The 14,508-nt window shown below is 46.4% G+C and carries 14 protein-coding genes and 2 rRNA genes; 5 read left to right on the top strand and 11 right to left on the bottom strand.

All coding sequences use genetic code 11. The annotated features are described in order from the left end of the window. Nucleotides 1–51: 51 nt before the first annotated feature. The 3 genes from VLG36_01330 to VLG36_01320 form a co-directional block, all read right to left on the bottom strand. Complete coding sequence (locus tag VLG36_01330) at nucleotides 52–1,746, bottom strand: DHH family phosphoesterase (protein HSW77422.1); 1,695 nt, start codon at nucleotides 1,744–1,746, stop codon at nucleotides 52–54. Next, nucleotides 1,746–2,045, bottom strand: coding sequence for a winged helix-turn-helix domain-containing protein (locus VLG36_01325; protein ID HSW77421.1), 300 nt, complete (start codon nucleotides 2,043–2,045; stop codon nucleotides 1,746–1,748). The genes VLG36_01330 and VLG36_01325 overlap by 1 nt, the downstream gene beginning before the upstream one ends. Before the next feature lie 78 nt (nucleotides 2,046–2,123). After that, nucleotides 2,124–2,780, bottom strand: a complete 657-nt coding sequence (locus tag VLG36_01320) for a hypothetical protein (protein ID HSW77420.1) — start codon at nucleotides 2,778–2,780, stop codon at nucleotides 2,124–2,126. Between the two features lie 29 nt (nucleotides 2,781–2,809). Between VLG36_01320 and priA the strand changes: the two genes are divergently transcribed. Genes priA through fmt form a run of 3 tightly spaced genes read left to right on the top strand, consistent with a single transcriptional unit; the run spans nucleotide 2,810 to nucleotide 6,208 of the window. Then, nucleotides 2,810–4,750, top strand: a complete 1,941-nt coding sequence (gene priA / locus VLG36_01315) for a primosomal protein N' (GenBank protein ID HSW77419.1) — start codon at nucleotides 2,810–2,812, stop codon at nucleotides 4,748–4,750. A 32-nt stretch (nucleotides 4,751–4,782) separates the two neighbouring features. Continuing rightward, complete coding sequence (gene def, locus VLG36_01310; protein ID HSW77418.1) at nucleotides 4,783–5,358, top strand: peptide deformylase; 576 nt, start codon at nucleotides 4,783–4,785, stop codon at nucleotides 5,356–5,358. Next, nucleotides 5,318–6,208 carry a methionyl-tRNA formyltransferase gene (gene fmt, locus VLG36_01305; GenBank protein ID HSW77417.1) on the top strand — a complete coding sequence of 297 codons (891 nt, stop codon included), beginning with the start codon at nucleotides 5,318–5,320 and terminating at the stop codon, nucleotides 6,206–6,208. Before def ends, fmt begins: the two co-directional genes overlap by 41 nt. On the opposite strand, the gene VLG36_01300 is transcribed toward fmt, so the two are convergent. The 5 genes from VLG36_01300 to VLG36_01280 form a co-directional block, all read right to left on the bottom strand. Further along, the gene (locus VLG36_01300) at nucleotides 6,196–6,633 is read right to left on the bottom strand and encodes a DUF5663 domain-containing protein (protein HSW77416.1); all 438 of its coding nucleotides are present in this window, start codon (nucleotides 6,631–6,633) and stop codon (nucleotides 6,196–6,198) included. The two genes, fmt and VLG36_01300, sit on opposite strands and share 13 nt — an antisense overlap. Before the next feature lie 41 nt (nucleotides 6,634–6,674). After that, nucleotides 6,675–8,198, bottom strand: a complete 1,524-nt coding sequence (locus VLG36_01295) for a hypothetical protein (protein ID HSW77415.1) — start codon at nucleotides 8,196–8,198, stop codon at nucleotides 6,675–6,677. Nucleotides 8,199–8,361: 163 nt separating this feature from the next. After that, nucleotides 8,362–10,134 (bottom strand): translation initiation factor IF-2, encoded by a 1,773-nt coding sequence (gene infB, locus VLG36_01290; GenBank protein ID HSW77414.1) that lies wholly within the window; start codon nucleotides 10,132–10,134, stop codon nucleotides 8,362–8,364. Between the two features lie 66 nt (nucleotides 10,135–10,200). After that, complete coding sequence (locus tag VLG36_01285; protein ID HSW77413.1) at nucleotides 10,201–11,277, bottom strand: S1 RNA-binding domain-containing protein; 1,077 nt, start codon at nucleotides 11,275–11,277, stop codon at nucleotides 10,201–10,203. Between the two features lie 99 nt (nucleotides 11,278–11,376). Continuing rightward, nucleotides 11,377–11,751 carry a hypothetical protein gene (locus tag VLG36_01280; GenBank protein HSW77412.1) on the bottom strand — a complete coding sequence of 125 codons (375 nt, stop codon included), beginning with the start codon at nucleotides 11,749–11,751 and terminating at the stop codon, nucleotides 11,377–11,379. 86 nt (nucleotides 11,752–11,837) lie between these two features. On the opposite strand from VLG36_01280, the gene VLG36_01275 reads away from it, so the two are divergent. Next, entirely contained in the window at nucleotides 11,838–12,653 is an 816-nt protein-coding gene (locus VLG36_01275; protein ID HSW77411.1) for an ROK family protein, read from the top strand. Beyond that, on the top strand, nucleotides 12,625–13,089 hold the full coding sequence (locus VLG36_01270; protein HSW77410.1) for a hypothetical protein: 465 nt from the start codon (nucleotides 12,625–12,627) through the stop codon (nucleotides 13,087–13,089). Before VLG36_01275 ends, VLG36_01270 begins: the two co-directional genes overlap by 29 nt. A gap of 48 nt (nucleotides 13,090–13,137) precedes the next feature. Here VLG36_01270 and VLG36_01265 read toward each other — a convergent pair whose 3' ends face one another. The 3 genes from VLG36_01265 to VLG36_01255 form a co-directional block, all read right to left on the bottom strand. Next, nucleotides 13,138–13,377 (bottom strand): hypothetical protein, encoded by a 240-nt coding sequence (locus VLG36_01265; protein HSW77409.1) that lies wholly within the window; start codon nucleotides 13,375–13,377, stop codon nucleotides 13,138–13,140. 413 nt (nucleotides 13,378–13,790) lie between these two features. Next, nucleotides 13,791–13,900 (bottom strand): 5S ribosomal RNA (rrf, locus tag VLG36_01260). Nucleotides 13,901–14,106: 206 nt separating this feature from the next. Further along, nucleotides 14,107–14,508: ribosomal RNA gene (locus VLG36_01255) — 23S ribosomal RNA — on the bottom strand; the annotation flags it as partial.

Raw genomic sequence — 14,508 nt, 5'->3', positions numbered from 1 at the left:
GTTCTCCTGGTGGCGAAGTATTTCGCTGCCAGGAGAACACATCAACAGAATCTATTCATTTTCCAGCTCAAGGTGCAATAATCGCCCCTCAACAGATCGCCTGCCTTGCCATTCATTTATTGTTGGCTGAAACCAGACGGTTACATACTCACCTGGTTGAACAAAAAAATTCTCTGGTGCATTAAACGCCAAAAATTGTACCGCCCTCCGATTCATATCCTGCAGTTCCAACTTTACATGCTGCGCATCTGCGCCCATTCGCCGCTGATTGATCACTAGAACTTTTTCTATTTTTAAAACAGGTTCAGGATTTCCATTACCAAACGGTTCTAGTTGTGCCAGTTCTTCAAGCAAGTGCTCGTGAAGGTCGGTAAAATCGAGTAGCGAAGTGTCTGCCTTAGGGAGTAGGAGAGCTTCTTGATTGAACAATTTTTGTGATCGATAAAATTCGTTCACTCTTTGTCGAAACGCAGCAATATTTTCCGTGGGTAGTGTTACGCCAGCCGCAAGTTTGTGGCCACCACCTTTTGTAATAATATCGTCTGCCGCTCGAATAGCATCAGCCGCGCTAAAGTCACCGTAACTCCGCGCCGAGCCTTTGCTCTCCGAGCCCATCTCTTGTAGTACATACGCCGGTTTCTTATACTTCTCTAGCAGCTTAGCTGCCACAATCCCAATAATTCCATGATTCCAATCGGGGTGACTCACTACCAAGACCGGATCGCTTAGAAACTGCCCTGCCTGTAAAATAGCAGCCTTAAAAATCTTATCCTGGTCGCTTCTGCGGGCTACATTAAGCGTATCGAGCTGCTGTGCTTTCTCAAGTGCCGCCATGCCCTCTTTTGCACGGAGCATATCAAGCGCATGCTGAGCAGTCTCTAGCCGGCCAGCGGCATTCATACGTGGACCAAGACCAAAGCCAAGATGCCTGGCATTCACTTTTTCGGGCTCGATGCCAGCCACAGTCATGAGTGCCTGCAGACCAGGCCGACGCGTTTTAGCTAGTACTTTAAGTCCCCAATAGACATTTACCCTATTTTCATCTATAAGCGTCACCACATCACAGACCGTACCAAGAGCAACTAGATCGAGGAGCCACTTTTCTTGCCCAATCGGTAGCCCCTTAAGTCGAGTCTGCAAACCTTGCACTAATTTAAACGCCACGCCAACACCTGCAAGATCGAGAAAAGGATAGATCTTACCCTGATATTTTGAATCCTGCCTTAAAACATAGTGATCGTATTCTTCTGGGTACTCCATAAGCAAGCGCTTCGGGTTGATGACAGCAATAGCCGGTGGTTGAATTGGTGCTACATTATGATGATCTGTAACGATAATATCGACACCGAGCTCGTTGGCTCGAATAATCTCTTTTTCACTTAAGCTACCACAGTCAACGGTCACGATAATCTGCGCACCCATCTTCGCAATTCGCTCTACTGCATCAACCGTCAGCCCATAGCCTTCGACAAAGCGGTTGGGAATAAACGCCTCGACACCTTTAAAGCCAAAATTCTCTAGAGCGTCCAACAAGACTGTCGTAGCCGTAAGACCATCAATATCATAATCGCCATAGATCATAACTCGTTCACCGGAATCATGAGCCTTCACGAGCCTCTCTACAGCCGGTTCCATATCGGGAAGCAAAAATGGATCATGGCGTGATTCATACTGGGGCGATAAAAAAGACGTCCGCGTTGCTCCGTCAAGTCCGCGTGACGCCAAGATATCTTCAAATAGAGACATTAGAGATCTGCAGAAGGCCGCTTAGGCCGTGCAGCCTGTTGTTGAGACTTAATGACAATGCTCTGGAGTTCTTTAAAAATTGGGAATTGCTTATTTGTAGAATAGATTTTAGTATTACCCTGCTTATCGCTAGTCAAAAAACCAACTTTCTCAAGCCGCTTCAGCTCACGCTGAATATTACCTGGATCTTCTTTAATTAGCTTAGCTAGGCCACGCACATGGGTGTGAAAATCCGGATATTTAGCATATACAACTACAATTTTGCGCCGGACTCTCGAGGTAATAAAAACGTCTAACATATCTTCCCTTATTTAAACTCACTGACTCTTCCGTTGCTTTTTATTCTACACTTTTTACCATCATTTTGGCAAGTTTGTTTAGCGCCAATTAAGCACGATTTGGTTAATTTTAGCTATCGTTTCCTCATGTGAAGGAATATCGTTCTTCTCGTAATAATGATCTATGCCCATAAAGTTCTCCTTAACATCCAAGATATGCAGCTCATCGGCAACAATGTGCAACTTGTCTACCATCGGTACGGTTGCAAACGGTGTCGCAACAATAAGTTTTGTAACCCGAATTGGTTTTAGAAAATCCATAGCAACATCTATAGCTGATCCATTATCAAGACCGTCAGAAACCAGAATAACTACATGATCACGAAGCATGTCGCTATCAATAATGCCGCCATCACCAAGAAGACGATTCATTCGTTGAAACGCTTCACGTTTTTGCTCTTCAAGATAACCGTGAAACTCTCCGGTATATTCCTCAATCTCGCCCGCGCTAAACATGCCATTATACGTAAAACCACCATCCTGAGAAACACCGCCAAAACTCATGTTCTCTCCAGGCACTGGGATTTCTTCAACCAAAAGCATGGTTAATATGCAGTGCAGAGCGCTCGCAATTTGCTCCCCAACTTGAACAGCCCCATCACTTAACGCGACGACAGCACAGTTCTCATATCGATACTTCTCCACCAACTCCGCAGCTAAAACCTGCCCAGCCTGTGCGCGACTTTCAAAATACATATGCTTATTTTACCAGTATAATGAAAGATATGCACTATTATGAGGTGGCTCCAACGCAGATTATTCGCGCAAACAGCGCTGCCTTTACCTATGCCTCAGAGACGCCACTTCCTATTGGACAGATCGTTACAATAGAAGTGGGCAAAAAAATCCTTAGCGGTGTCATTACTAAAAAAGTGCAGCAGCCTACCTATGACACAAAGCAAATCAGTAGTGTCATTGAAACGAGTCCGTTGCCAGAGCCTCTTGTTAAATTGGCAGAATGGATGAGTACCTATTATGCGACCCATCTTGCTATAGTGCTTCAAACATTTCTGCCTCGAGGTCTGCAAAAAACCCGCCGCAGTACTGTTAAGGCTGCACATATCGCACTTCGAGATCGAACAAAAAATGTGTTCAATAAAGATCAGCGAGCCGCCTACGACACAATCATTAACATGACGCCCGGCTCGGCACTCTTACACGGTATCACCGGTTCTGGCAAAACAGCCGTCTACATAGAACTCGCAAAGCAAACCATGCAATCGGGCAAGTCTACTATTATTCTTGTCCCTGAAATTGCCCTCACCTCCCAGGTTGTCGATGAATTTTCACATCATTTTGAAGACATTATTTTAGTCCACTCACGCCAGACGGAGGCCGAGCGACACAAAGCATGGCTCGACGCGTTAACGAGCACAACGCCCCGACTCGTTATAGGGCCACGTTCGGCATTATTTACTCCACTTACCCACATCGGTCTTATTGTCATCGACGAAGCACACGAGCCCAGCTTTAAGCAGGAACAATCGCCTCGTTATTCCGCACTGCGTGCTGCAAGTATTCTTGCAGGCCAGCACGATGCAAGAGTCGTTTTTGGTACAGCCACACCGTCAATTGCCGACTACTATTTGTTTGAACATTCTGGCCGCCCTATTATCAAAATGGATACGCGCGCCCGGCTCGATGCCGTCTCGCCTACTATCACGCTTATCGATATGACCAAACGTACACATTTCAAAAAACACCGTTTTCTATCTGACAAGCTATTGTCCCAAATTGAACAAACCTTGAGTGAGGGAAACCAGGCTCTAATATTCCATAACCGTCGCGGTAGTGCCAGTACAACACTCTGCGAAAACTGTGGCTGGTCAGCTATTTGTCCACGTTGTTTTGTACCATTCACACTCCATGCGGATAAACACCGCCTAGAATGTCATATTTGCGGACTACGTGAAAAGGTTCCTACCAGTTGTCCGGAGTGTGGAGCTGCAGACATCATTCATAAAGGTATCGGTACAAAACTCGTAGAATCAGAACTTAAAAAGCTCTTCCCTAAAAAAATTATTGCACGTTTTGATGGTGATAATGAAACCGGCGAATCCGTCGAGGAGCGCTATAAAGAGCTCTATGATGGTGATATCGACATTATCATTGGTACTCAGGTTATCGCGAAGGGCCTCGACCTCCCTAAACTGCGCACCGTTGGCGTCATCCAGGCAGATGCCGGCTTAAGCCTGCCTGATTATGGTTCGTCTGAACGTACATTCCAGCTCCTCGCTCAAGTTGTCGGCCGAGTCGGACGATCACATCATCCAACAAGCGTTATCGTTCAGAGCTACCAGCCTACACACCCCGCCGTTACGAACGGCCTTGCTCAGAATTACGCTGATTTTTATCAAACAGCGCTCTCGCAACGCCGCCAAGGTGGTTTTCCACCGTATACATACCTTCTTAAGCTCACTTGTATTTACAAAACAGAGGCTGCAGCCATTAAAAATGCACAAAAGTTTGCCGCCGATCTCCGTTTGCAATTACCAAAAACCGTTCAAATCCTTGGACCAACTCCAGCTTTTTATGAGCGGCAGCATGATACATACCGATGGCAGCTCACCCTTAAATCATCGAAACGAGCCGATCTAACGAGCGCTCTGCAATATCTACCTCCCACGCATTGGCAATTTGAACTCGACCCTACAAGTTTGCTATAACGGCACGCCCGTATCTGTTATAATAGAGCGTGATGAAAAAAGAAGACATTATTACGCTGCCCAACCCGCATCTACGCAATAAATCTGCCAAAATACGGGCTATCGATGACGATGCTATCAAATTAGTCGAAGACATGACCAGCGCTTCGCTCGACTGGGAAGATTCTCGTCCTCACGAAATTAGTGCTGCCCTTGCTGCTGTTCAGGTTGATCACAACGTTCGCGTTGTGATTGTTCGGAGTGATTTTGAAGATAAGGCCACTCGCGATTTTACTCCTCTTATCAATCCAGAAATTGTTAAATACGAGGGCGAGATTGTTAACGATTACGAAGGCTGCTTAAGCGTTAATAGCATCTACGGCCTCGTACCTCGCCATACCAAAATCCGCGTCAAAGCACTCGACATTGATGGCAACGAAGTGCGTTTTAAAGCCGAAGGCTTTTTAGCGCGTGTTATTCAGCACGAAATCGATCACACTAACGGCGTTGTCTTTATTGATCATATTAAAGATCAAACAGAAGCTTTCTTCACGCTCGACGAGAAAGGCGAGCTTCAACCACTTGATTATGACAAACACGTCAAAAACAATCATATTCTTTGGGACTGAGGAGTTTAGTCTCGCCAGCCTCCAGGCACTTATTACCGCCGGTTACCATATTGCCGCTGTCGTCACTAAACCTGATAGTAGAAAAGGACGCGGCCATCAATTAGCACCTCCGAGTGTTAAGGTTCTGGCAGACCAGTATAATGTTCCTGTCTGGCAACCTACTAAGGTGGCTGAAATCAATCAGCAAATCCAGGCACTTCACACACCAGTCGCTGGCGTCTTGGTTAGCTACGGTAAAATCATTCCGCAGAGTACTATAGATCTTTTTACACCCGGTATTATCAACGTTCACCCCTCTTTGTTGCCAAAATATCGAGGCCCCTCACCTATCGAATCTGCCATCATAAACGGTGATGCACAAACAGGTGTTACCATTATGCAACTCTCTGCAGCTATGGATGCCGGCCCCACGTATGCGGTTCAGATTCACCCATTAACAGGCAACGAGACGCGTCCTGAGCTCTATCGTACACTCGCAAGCATCGGAGCAAAGCTTCTTATAGACACATTGCCGTCGATCTTGGATGACACCCTCAAACCAGAACCACAAAGAGACGCCGATGCCACCTACTGCAGTCTCCTCCAAAAAAGCGACGCAGAGCTTTCCCTACACGATCTGACCGCCATTGAAGCTGAACGACGCATTCGTGCGCATCTTGGCTTTCCTAAAAGCAAAGTTATGATAGGCAACAATCCTGTTATCCTGACCAAAGCTCATGTATCAGATCAACAAAAAACACCGCTCGACCTTATATGCCGAGACGGTGTTTTTTTATCAATTGACGAGCTACTTGCTCCTAGCGGCCGTCTAATGAATGCCGCCGATTTTCTTCGCGGTTACGCTGCCTGAGCAGTTTCGTCACCGAGGATCGTACCCTTGTTAGTAGTGATCTCTTGTTTTAGCTCTTCAAGAACTTGAGAGACAACATCGCGATAGTTGGGCCTATTAAGACCCAGCCATTTAAGCGAGGCGTACTCTGCTAGAACAACAACATCGTCTGCACCCTCAGGAGCGTTTTGTTTAAGTTGTTGATAGCTTGGATCGTTTGGATAGTCGGGTGCGTTTTTTGTAACCCATTCCTGAACCTTAGTATCGTCACGATCAACGAAAGATTCGAATTCCTTCAACTGGTCATCGCTGAGGCCATCTGATAGGCGAACACCGACACGTAACTCTAGTTCATTATAGATATGATCTAGAAACGCTTGCTTTTGATCCTCAGGAAGTTGATCGAGACCAAGATCCTTCAGAAACTGTTCATCAAGTTGAAACATTGTTTTCCCCTATTTACTTACATCTATTGTACAAGGAATTACTATGAGTTTGCAAATGGACGAAGTATATCTATGACGTCCTTTGTGCGGCTCACGTTGTCAATACTTACCCACTTGTGTGTTCCACTACCGTGCCACTGAACATCGTGACCAGCCTTAGCAGCTTCTTTGCTTAGACCTTCTAACCAAGCTTCTGCCTTATCAGGACCTACAACTTTTTCGGCCCAGTTCCAAGGATACGCAGAGCCATCAGCACTTGGTAGCTCAGGCTTTTTTGGTACTACTGGAGGAATAACTTCTCCGCCAGTATGACCACCATTACCGCCGCCTTGGTTATTAAGAACCTCCTGATGTGCTCCGCCGCCACCGCCATGACCAAAGGCACCAAGACGCCATGCTGCAAATGCACCAACAACCGCCAATGCACCAACAACGGCAGCAACCTTTTTCTTGTCAGATGAGCGGAAGCGTTCCATCGTATTCGACACACCGTTAGTTGCCCGTACTACGCCTGAGAGGTAAAAATCATGCAAACGGCTGAACGCACGCTTCAACCAGGGACTCTTAGTAGGCTCTTTATCATCACCAAGATCAGCCTTCACAGGAGGGTTATCAATAAGATCTTGAAGTTCCGCGTCCGTAGGTTTTTCCGTACCAAGATCGGCCTTTTCAGGAGGCGTAAGGTCTGGCTTTTCGTCATCGCCAAGATCCGCCTTCTTGGGAGGGGTTAGATCGTCGCCAAGATCAGCTTTCTCAGGAGGCGTAAGATCAGCCTTTTCCTTGTCATCACCAAGATCAGCTTTTTCTGGGGGTGTGAGGCCGGAGTCATTGAGATCCGCTTTTTCTGGTGGCGTAAGCTCAGCTGCACTTGCAAGCGCTTCATCCAGCTGCTTCTGAATCTCACGAAGTTTTTCGTAAACACCAAGTTTCTTAGCACCTTCTGGGTTCTCGTTAATGCCCTTTATAACAGCCTCTAGGGTCGCAAGTTCTCGCGCGTTGTCGGAATCCTTCTCTCGCCCTTTATCGACGTCGTAAGGTGTACCTTCACGCTCTTCGTACTCGCTATAGGCGGTTTCGAGAGCCTGGTCTTTATCCATCTTTGTTTCATCTTCAAGTTGGCGACGAGCGTCATTTACAAAGCTTGTAAGATCAAGGTTATTCATGTCGTATACAGTGCGGAATGCGCTTGTGTCACCAGCAGCTTCAAGTGCTTCGCGAATTTTAGTACGACGATCACCAAATGATTCGTTATTATCGTAAGCATCAATAATAGACTTGAGCTCACTTACGCGACGTTCCTTAACTTCACCTGACGCACCCTCGACAAAAGAGTTTAGTTCGAGATTGTTCATGTCATACACACGACGAAAAGCAGCTTGGTCGCCAGACTCTTCAAGTTTCTCCCGCACAGCAGTACGGAGATCACCGCCTGGCGTCGGAGAGTCAGGGTCGATAGATCCTTTTGCCTCTACAATCGCATCAAGGGTGGCGCGATTCATACCTTCGTATGGGTTAGAGACTTCTTGCTTCTCAGGTTCGCTCGTGGTGGACAGCTGTTCTGACATGTTTTTCTCCTTCGGAGTGTGCTTAGTGATTTTCGTGTGTTTATTTTTAACTAATAGTGAAATACTAGCATACTTTCTCTGTTAAGTCAAGTATAAGCGACTCAAAATGGTAACCAAAAATGCTCCGAGATATCGGAGCATTCGGACGAGCTATTATTTATACCTACTTAAGCGTTCTTTTTACAAGTTCACGGGTAAAGAACTCGAGCTTGTCACCCTCTTCAAGTTGGAATTTTTTCTCGATTTTTAGCGAAAGACCACACATTTCGCCTTCAAAGACTTCTTTTGCTTCTTGCTGCTGGCGTTGAACGCTCAAGACTTCTACCTCTGAAACTTGTTCATCACCACGTTTTACACGAGCAAGCACATTAGGTACAGCTTTACCGCTCGTGACTTCACCACCGGCAATAATCTGATCTTTCATCGTACGGAAAATACCTTTGATGGTCAATTTCCCGAGTTCAGTCTCAACAACCTCTGGAGCAAGCAATGCTTCCATAGACTGGCGAGCATCGTCAAGCAGTTCGTAGATAACTTTGAAGAGACGTACTTGGATTTTTTCGCGCATAGCCAAGCGCTTTACGGCTGGTGAAAGCTCAACGTTAAAACCATAGATAATAGTGTTATCACCTTCAGCAAGACGAATGTCGTTTTCAGAGATATTACCGACTCCGCTGCCGATAATGCGCATATTAACTTCCCCGCCGGTATCAACGAGACGAAGGCTGTCCATTACAGACGTCAGAGACCCCTGCACGTCGGCCTTCACGATGACATTCACCTCTTGGGTATCATGCTTTTGATTCATCATCTTAAGAAGGTCAGCGCCCGTTACGTTAGTGGTTGCCGCGCTCTTTTCACGATCAATACGAGCACGCTCCGAGGCGTGACGAGCTTCTTTTTCGTTCTTAACGATCACAAAGACATCGCCAAACTGAGGTAGTTCTTTAAAACCAGTTACCGTTACCGGAGTTGATGGACCAGCCTCTTTAAGTGTGCGGCCTTTAAAGTCAAGAAGTGTGCGGATTTTACCATAAGCAGTGCCGGCAACTAAGAAATGACCTGGTTTAAGCTTACCCTGCTGTACGAGCAGACCGACTACAGCACCACGACCAGTCTCCATGTGAGATTCGATAACAAGACCTTCCGCAGGGACGTCGATATCCGCTTTAAGCTCTTCAAGGTCAGCTACCAAAAGGACCATATCAAGTAATTTGTCGATATTTTGGCCAGTTTTTGCGCTTACCTCAACCATCACCGTATCACCACCCCATTCTTCTGGGTTAAGGTGATGCTCGGTTGCAAGCTGCGTTTTAACCATCTGAGGATTAGCGGTTTCTTTATCCATCTTGTTAATAGCAACAACAATTTTAGCGTTGGCATTCTGGGCAAAGCGGATAGCCTCCACTGTCTGTGGCTTTACACCATCGTCAGCCGCTACAACGATAACGACAACGTCAGTAAGCGTCGCGCCATGTTGACGTAGCGCAGCGAACGCCTCGTGACCTGGTGTATCGAGTAGAGTAATAGAACGGTTTTTGCGAACCGTCTGATAAGCACTAATGTGCTGGGTAATACCGCCTGCTTCACCTTCGGTCGTTTTTGTACCGAGAATGGCGTCTAAAAGGCTAGTTTTACCATGGTCAACATGACCCATGACTGCCACGATAGGTGGACGGTCAACAGCCTTATCTGATAATTGATGAACTTTACGCTCAACTGTTTGTGAGTTTTCGCGTTTTTCGAGCGTCACGTCGAGACCGAGCTCTTCTACAATGATAGTTGCTGTTTCAAAATCGATTCGTTGGTTAATTGTTGCAACGATACCGTTCTTAAAAAGCTCGCCAATCAAAGTGGTGACAGGCAAATTGAGCGTTTCAGCCAATTCGCCAACAGTAATCGAGTCAGAGACAACAAGTACTTTTTCTTGGCTCATGCGTAGCTCCTTTCTGCCCGCCACCTCTTGGGCGAACGTAGTTCCTTGTAAATTACATAGGAAGGTTTATTTTTTCTTGTCAGCAAGGCTCAAAGAGATCTTGCGATTGTCCTTGTCGATATCAAGAACAGTAAAGCTCTTGCGCTCGTTCAGGGTAAAGACCTTCTCAGGGTCTACATCATTACCGTCACCAAGTTCACTGATGTGCACGAGGGCTTCAACAGCAGGGCTAATCTGCACGAATGCGCCAAACGGAGTGATACGAGTAACCGTACCTTCAACTTTGTCGCCAGCCTTGAACTGCTCAACTTCATCGAGCCATGGGTCTTTGGTAAGCTGCTTGATACTAAGGCTCAAACGATCTTTGTCGATTGAAATAATCTTAGCTTCGATTGTTTGACCAACCTTTACATAGTCGCTTGGGTTGTTCACACGCTCCCAGCTGATTTCTGAGATGTGCACAAGACCTTCGATACCTTCAACGTTTACAAATACGCCGAAGTCTACGACGCCGGTTACAACACCAGAAACAGTATCGCCAACCTTAAGTTTTTCAAAGCGCTCAGCGAGGCCTTCTTTAACAGCTTCTTTTTCACTAAAGATAAGCTTGTTAGCTTTGCGGTCGCTATCAAGGATACGAACCTTAAGATTTTGACCAACAAGAGCATTCAGGCGCTGGAGGATTTCATCTTTGTCGCTTGAACCAACACGTGGGTAGTGTTCAGCTGACAATTGCGAAACTGGTAGGAATCCACGGACACCTTCAAACTCTACAAGTAGACCACCACGATTTGCATCGTATGGTGAGACTTCGATAATGTCGCCAGTCTCCATCTTTGCAGCTACTTCTTCCCAGCCACGATCCTTAGCAGCCTTACGAAGTGAGAGGAGCGAGTAACCGTTGTCGAGTTCAGCGTCGACAACGCTTGCAGTGACTTCATCACCTTCTTTAAGTGCACGAGAGAACCCAACCTCGCGGCGTGGTACGTAACCAACACCCTGAGCGCCAAGGTCGATCAGTACTTCGTGTTTACGAAGTGAAAGAACCGTACCTGTTACCATTTCTCCTGCTGTTATTTGCTTGACGCTGTCTTCGTGAGAAGCGAGCAAATCATCCATTGTTATTGCGGCTTTTGTTGCCATAAGTCTTAAAAGACTCCTTCCTTAATTGATATTTCTGGAGACACGCTTAAATAGTGCACCTAGATTACCTCCTATTGTACCTCATATAGAGGTAAAAAGTCAAAGCGAGAGCTCTGGCCGACGCGAACGAGCATACGATACCGCCATACCACTAAGGGCGGCTACGGCAACGATACTTCCTATAAGCTCCCTAGGTCCCGTTTGCGGTAACCGGGCCGGACTCGTGCTTTGTGTCTGCGTACTAGATTGAGGCGTCGTAGCCTGCGGCTGATCGCTTGTGTTTGAAGCACCTTGCTGTGATTTATTCGTATCAGGCGTTTTATCCTGCTGGGCAGGTGCTGGCGGCGACTGTGCCTGATCAGATTGCGTGGTAAGTTTGCGTATCGTATATGCTCCACCAATAAGCAAACCAGCCAGTACAAGCGCGACGATCACAAAGCTCAACACCGAACCACCCTGATTTGTTCGTGTCATATCTGTTATTCCCTCACTTACTTTTCTTTACTATAACTTTTTATAGGCAAAGGCGCAACTCGTGAATTGTATGCTAAACTACGAATATGTTAGTAGCGGTAGATACAGGGGCCACAAAAACGCTCATCGCCGGCTTCAAGCGCGATGGAACGCTAGGTAAAACCATAAAGTTTCCGACACCTCGTCGAGAAGCTGAATATGTAGCTCTTTTGCGCCGCACATTGCAAGAAACCTATGGAGGCGAAAAGATAGAAGCCGTCGTGGTTGCACTACCCGGCATTATTAAAGATGGTGTGGCCATATGGTGTAATAATTTAGGCTGGAAAAACTTCACCGCACAAAAGGCTCTCTCAGGAGTCTTTGGCAATGCTCCCGTGTTTATAGAAAACGATGCTAATCTGGCTGGACTAGCTGAGACTCGCGTATTAACGCCAATGCCAATCTCATCTCTCTATGTCACGATTAGTACTGGTATCGGCACAGGTATTACTACAAATGGCAAAATCGATCCCGGTCTTCGCTATAGCGAAGGCGGACGTATGCTCGTTGAATACGATGGATTAGTGCAGGAGTGGGAGCGTTTTGCCTCTGGTCACGCCATTGTAGAGGTGTATGGCAAGTACGCTCGCGACATTACAAGCAAGCGAACTTGGAATCAGATTGCCGATAGAATCAGCCGAGGGTTTCTCGCGATCGTACCACTCCTACAGCCAGATACCATCATTATTGGTGGTAGTATCGGTACTTATTTTAAGCAGTACGACGACCAACTAAAAGCCATTCTACGAGAGAAACTACCTCCGCACATTCCCTGCCCTAAATTCAGGCAAGCAAAACACCCCGAAATGGCCGTCGTGTACGGATGCTATTACTATGCAATCGATTACCTTACTGATAAATAGACTACAGTCGGCTTATCCTGACCTACTTTTTGACGCTCGCAACGAGTTCCATTGGTCACCAGAGAACGAAACGATCACCTATCCTAAGGATACAGACGATACCAGTTCGCTACTCCACGAAGTGGCGCACGCCGTTTTAGAACATGCTTCGTATACCCGCGACATAGAGCTAATCAAGATGGAACGCGCTGCTTGGCAATACGCACAGACTCACCTCGCACCTTTTTACGAAGTAACCATACCAGATGATTTCGTAGAAGACTCCCTGGATACCTACCGTGATTGGCTCCATGCGCGAAGCTTATGTCCCCAATGCAGCGCTACGGGAATTCAAATAAAAACAGCTGAATATAAGTGCGTAGCTTGCCACGCTCACTGGCAAGTCAATGAAGCCCGTATATGCGCACTGCGACGTTATAAAATTACGACAAATTAAATATCGCCTCTCTAACGAGGCGATATTTAATTTTATAACTGGTTCCGCTTAAGCGGCCTGTGCTATATCTTCATCAGAAGTTGTCGTTGCGACCGTAGTGTTCGCTTTTTTACGGCGAGAGATACGGCCACCCTTAGCGCCGGCAATACGAGCCAGGGCTGGGTTAGCGGCAAAACCACCCGTACTACCATTACGGCCACCTTTAGCGCCAATTTTAGCGTAAAAGTCAGGGTCTTTTGCCAAGTTCTTAGCAGCAGCCTTCTGGCCACCAGTTTTAGTTCCTGCCATAGGAATAGTTCTCCTTTATTACCTCACACGTGATATGTGTATGTACTCTAATATAGCATAGCTTATGCTTTTTGTCAATATTTACATGAGCGTTATATTATTGTATTCATAATATTGCCTATATCCATCTGATGCGATACTATAGAGTACGCACCTGTTTGAGCCCTAAAAACCTGACTCAAACTAAACGACCACCCCCATAAGAGTGGTCGTTTTATATTCTATCGCCCCAAGGGAACACCTGTATAAGACGTCTCACAAGCCTACGATAGCTTGTTTGTTCCAAAGATGAGTATGTACTCATCTTATATCAATAAGTCCTGTAGACGCGGAGATAGGGGGTACTTTTTATTAATAGCATAAGCGGTTTAAGCCAAAGAAAAAGGACTTCCTATTCGGAAGTCCTTTTTATAATTCGGCACCGTGCTAGTTTCCCACTTTTGGCAGTATAATCGCCGCTGCTGAGCTTGACTTCTGTGTTCGGAATGGGAACAGGTATTTCCTCAGCGCCATGGGCACCGAAGCAAGGCTTGAGATCACTGGTTCTACTATAAAAGTAGTGTGATCAACCCTTGCTTCGATGTCCATTTTGGTCATCTGCAAAGCAGAGTTCCAAAAAGGGCACGGTATGTAAGTTGTAAAAACTGACATTGGTGATAAACACCAATTACTAGTCAAGTCTACCTCATCACCGGCGTTACTGTCAAGCAGTAACAGAGGTGACAAGGACATAAAAAGGCAATGGGACTATTAGTATGCTTCAGCTCCATGTATTGCTACACTTCCACCTTGCACCTATCAAACAGATATTCTTTCTGTGTCCTCATAGGGAAATCTAATCTTGAAGTTAGTTTCGCGCTTAATATGCTTTCAGCGCTTATCTATTCCGAACATAGCTACTCGACAATGCAGCAGGTGGCCACAATCGATACACCAGAGGTTCGTCCGCCCCGGTCCTCTCGTACTAGGGGTAGATCTTCTCAAATTTCCTAACGTCCGTACCGGATATAAACCGAACTGTCTCACGACGTTCTGAACCCAGCTCGCGTACCACTTTAATCGGCGAACAGCCGAACCCTTGGAAGGTGCTCCCCCTCCAGGATGTGATGAGCCGACATCGAGGTGCCAAAC

It is taken from the genome of Candidatus Chromulinivoraceae bacterium, from assembly GCA_035478595.1.
In the GTDB taxonomy this organism is placed as follows: domain Bacteria; phylum Patescibacteriota; class Saccharimonadia; order Saccharimonadales; family Saccharimonadaceae; genus CAMLKC01.
This window is presented reverse-complemented; position numbering and strand designations above follow the sequence as displayed.

Coding starts and splice junctions, on each gene's coding strand:
- VLG36_01330 (HSW77422.1), bottom strand. CDS start 1,746: ATGTCTCTATTTGAAGATATCTTGGCGTCACGCGGACTTGACGGAGCA.
- VLG36_01325 (HSW77421.1), bottom strand. CDS start 2,045: ATGTTAGACGTTTTTATTACCTCGAGAGTCCGGCGCAAAATTGTAGTT.
- VLG36_01320 (HSW77420.1), bottom strand. CDS start 2,780: ATGTATTTTGAAAGTCGCGCACAGGCTGGGCAGGTTTTAGCTGCGGAG.
- priA (HSW77419.1), top strand. CDS start 2,810: ATGCACTATTATGAGGTGGCTCCAACGCAGATTATTCGCGCAAACAGC.
- def (HSW77418.1), top strand. CDS start 4,783: ATGAAAAAAGAAGACATTATTACGCTGCCCAACCCGCATCTACGCAAT.
- fmt (HSW77417.1), top strand. CDS start 5,318: ATGACAAACACGTCAAAAACAATCATATTCTTTGGGACTGAGGAGTTT.
- VLG36_01300 (HSW77416.1), bottom strand. CDS start 6,633: ATGTTTCAACTTGATGAACAGTTTCTGAAGGATCTTGGTCTCGATCAA.
- VLG36_01295 (HSW77415.1), bottom strand. CDS start 8,198: ATGTCAGAACAGCTGTCCACCACGAGCGAACCTGAGAAGCAAGAAGTC.
- infB (HSW77414.1), bottom strand. CDS start 10,134: ATGAGCCAAGAAAAAGTACTTGTTGTCTCTGACTCGATTACTGTTGGC.
- VLG36_01285 (HSW77413.1), bottom strand. CDS start 11,277: ATGGCAACAAAAGCCGCAATAACAATGGATGATTTGCTCGCTTCTCAC.
- VLG36_01280 (HSW77412.1), bottom strand. CDS start 11,751: ATGACACGAACAAATCAGGGTGGTTCGGTGTTGAGCTTTGTGATCGTC.
- VLG36_01275 (HSW77411.1), top strand. CDS start 11,838: ATGTTAGTAGCGGTAGATACAGGGGCCACAAAAACGCTCATCGCCGGC.
- VLG36_01270 (HSW77410.1), top strand. CDS start 12,625: ATGCAATCGATTACCTTACTGATAAATAGACTACAGTCGGCTTATCCT.
- VLG36_01265 (HSW77409.1), bottom strand. CDS start 13,377: ATGGCAGGAACTAAAACTGGTGGCCAGAAGGCTGCTGCTAAGAACTTG.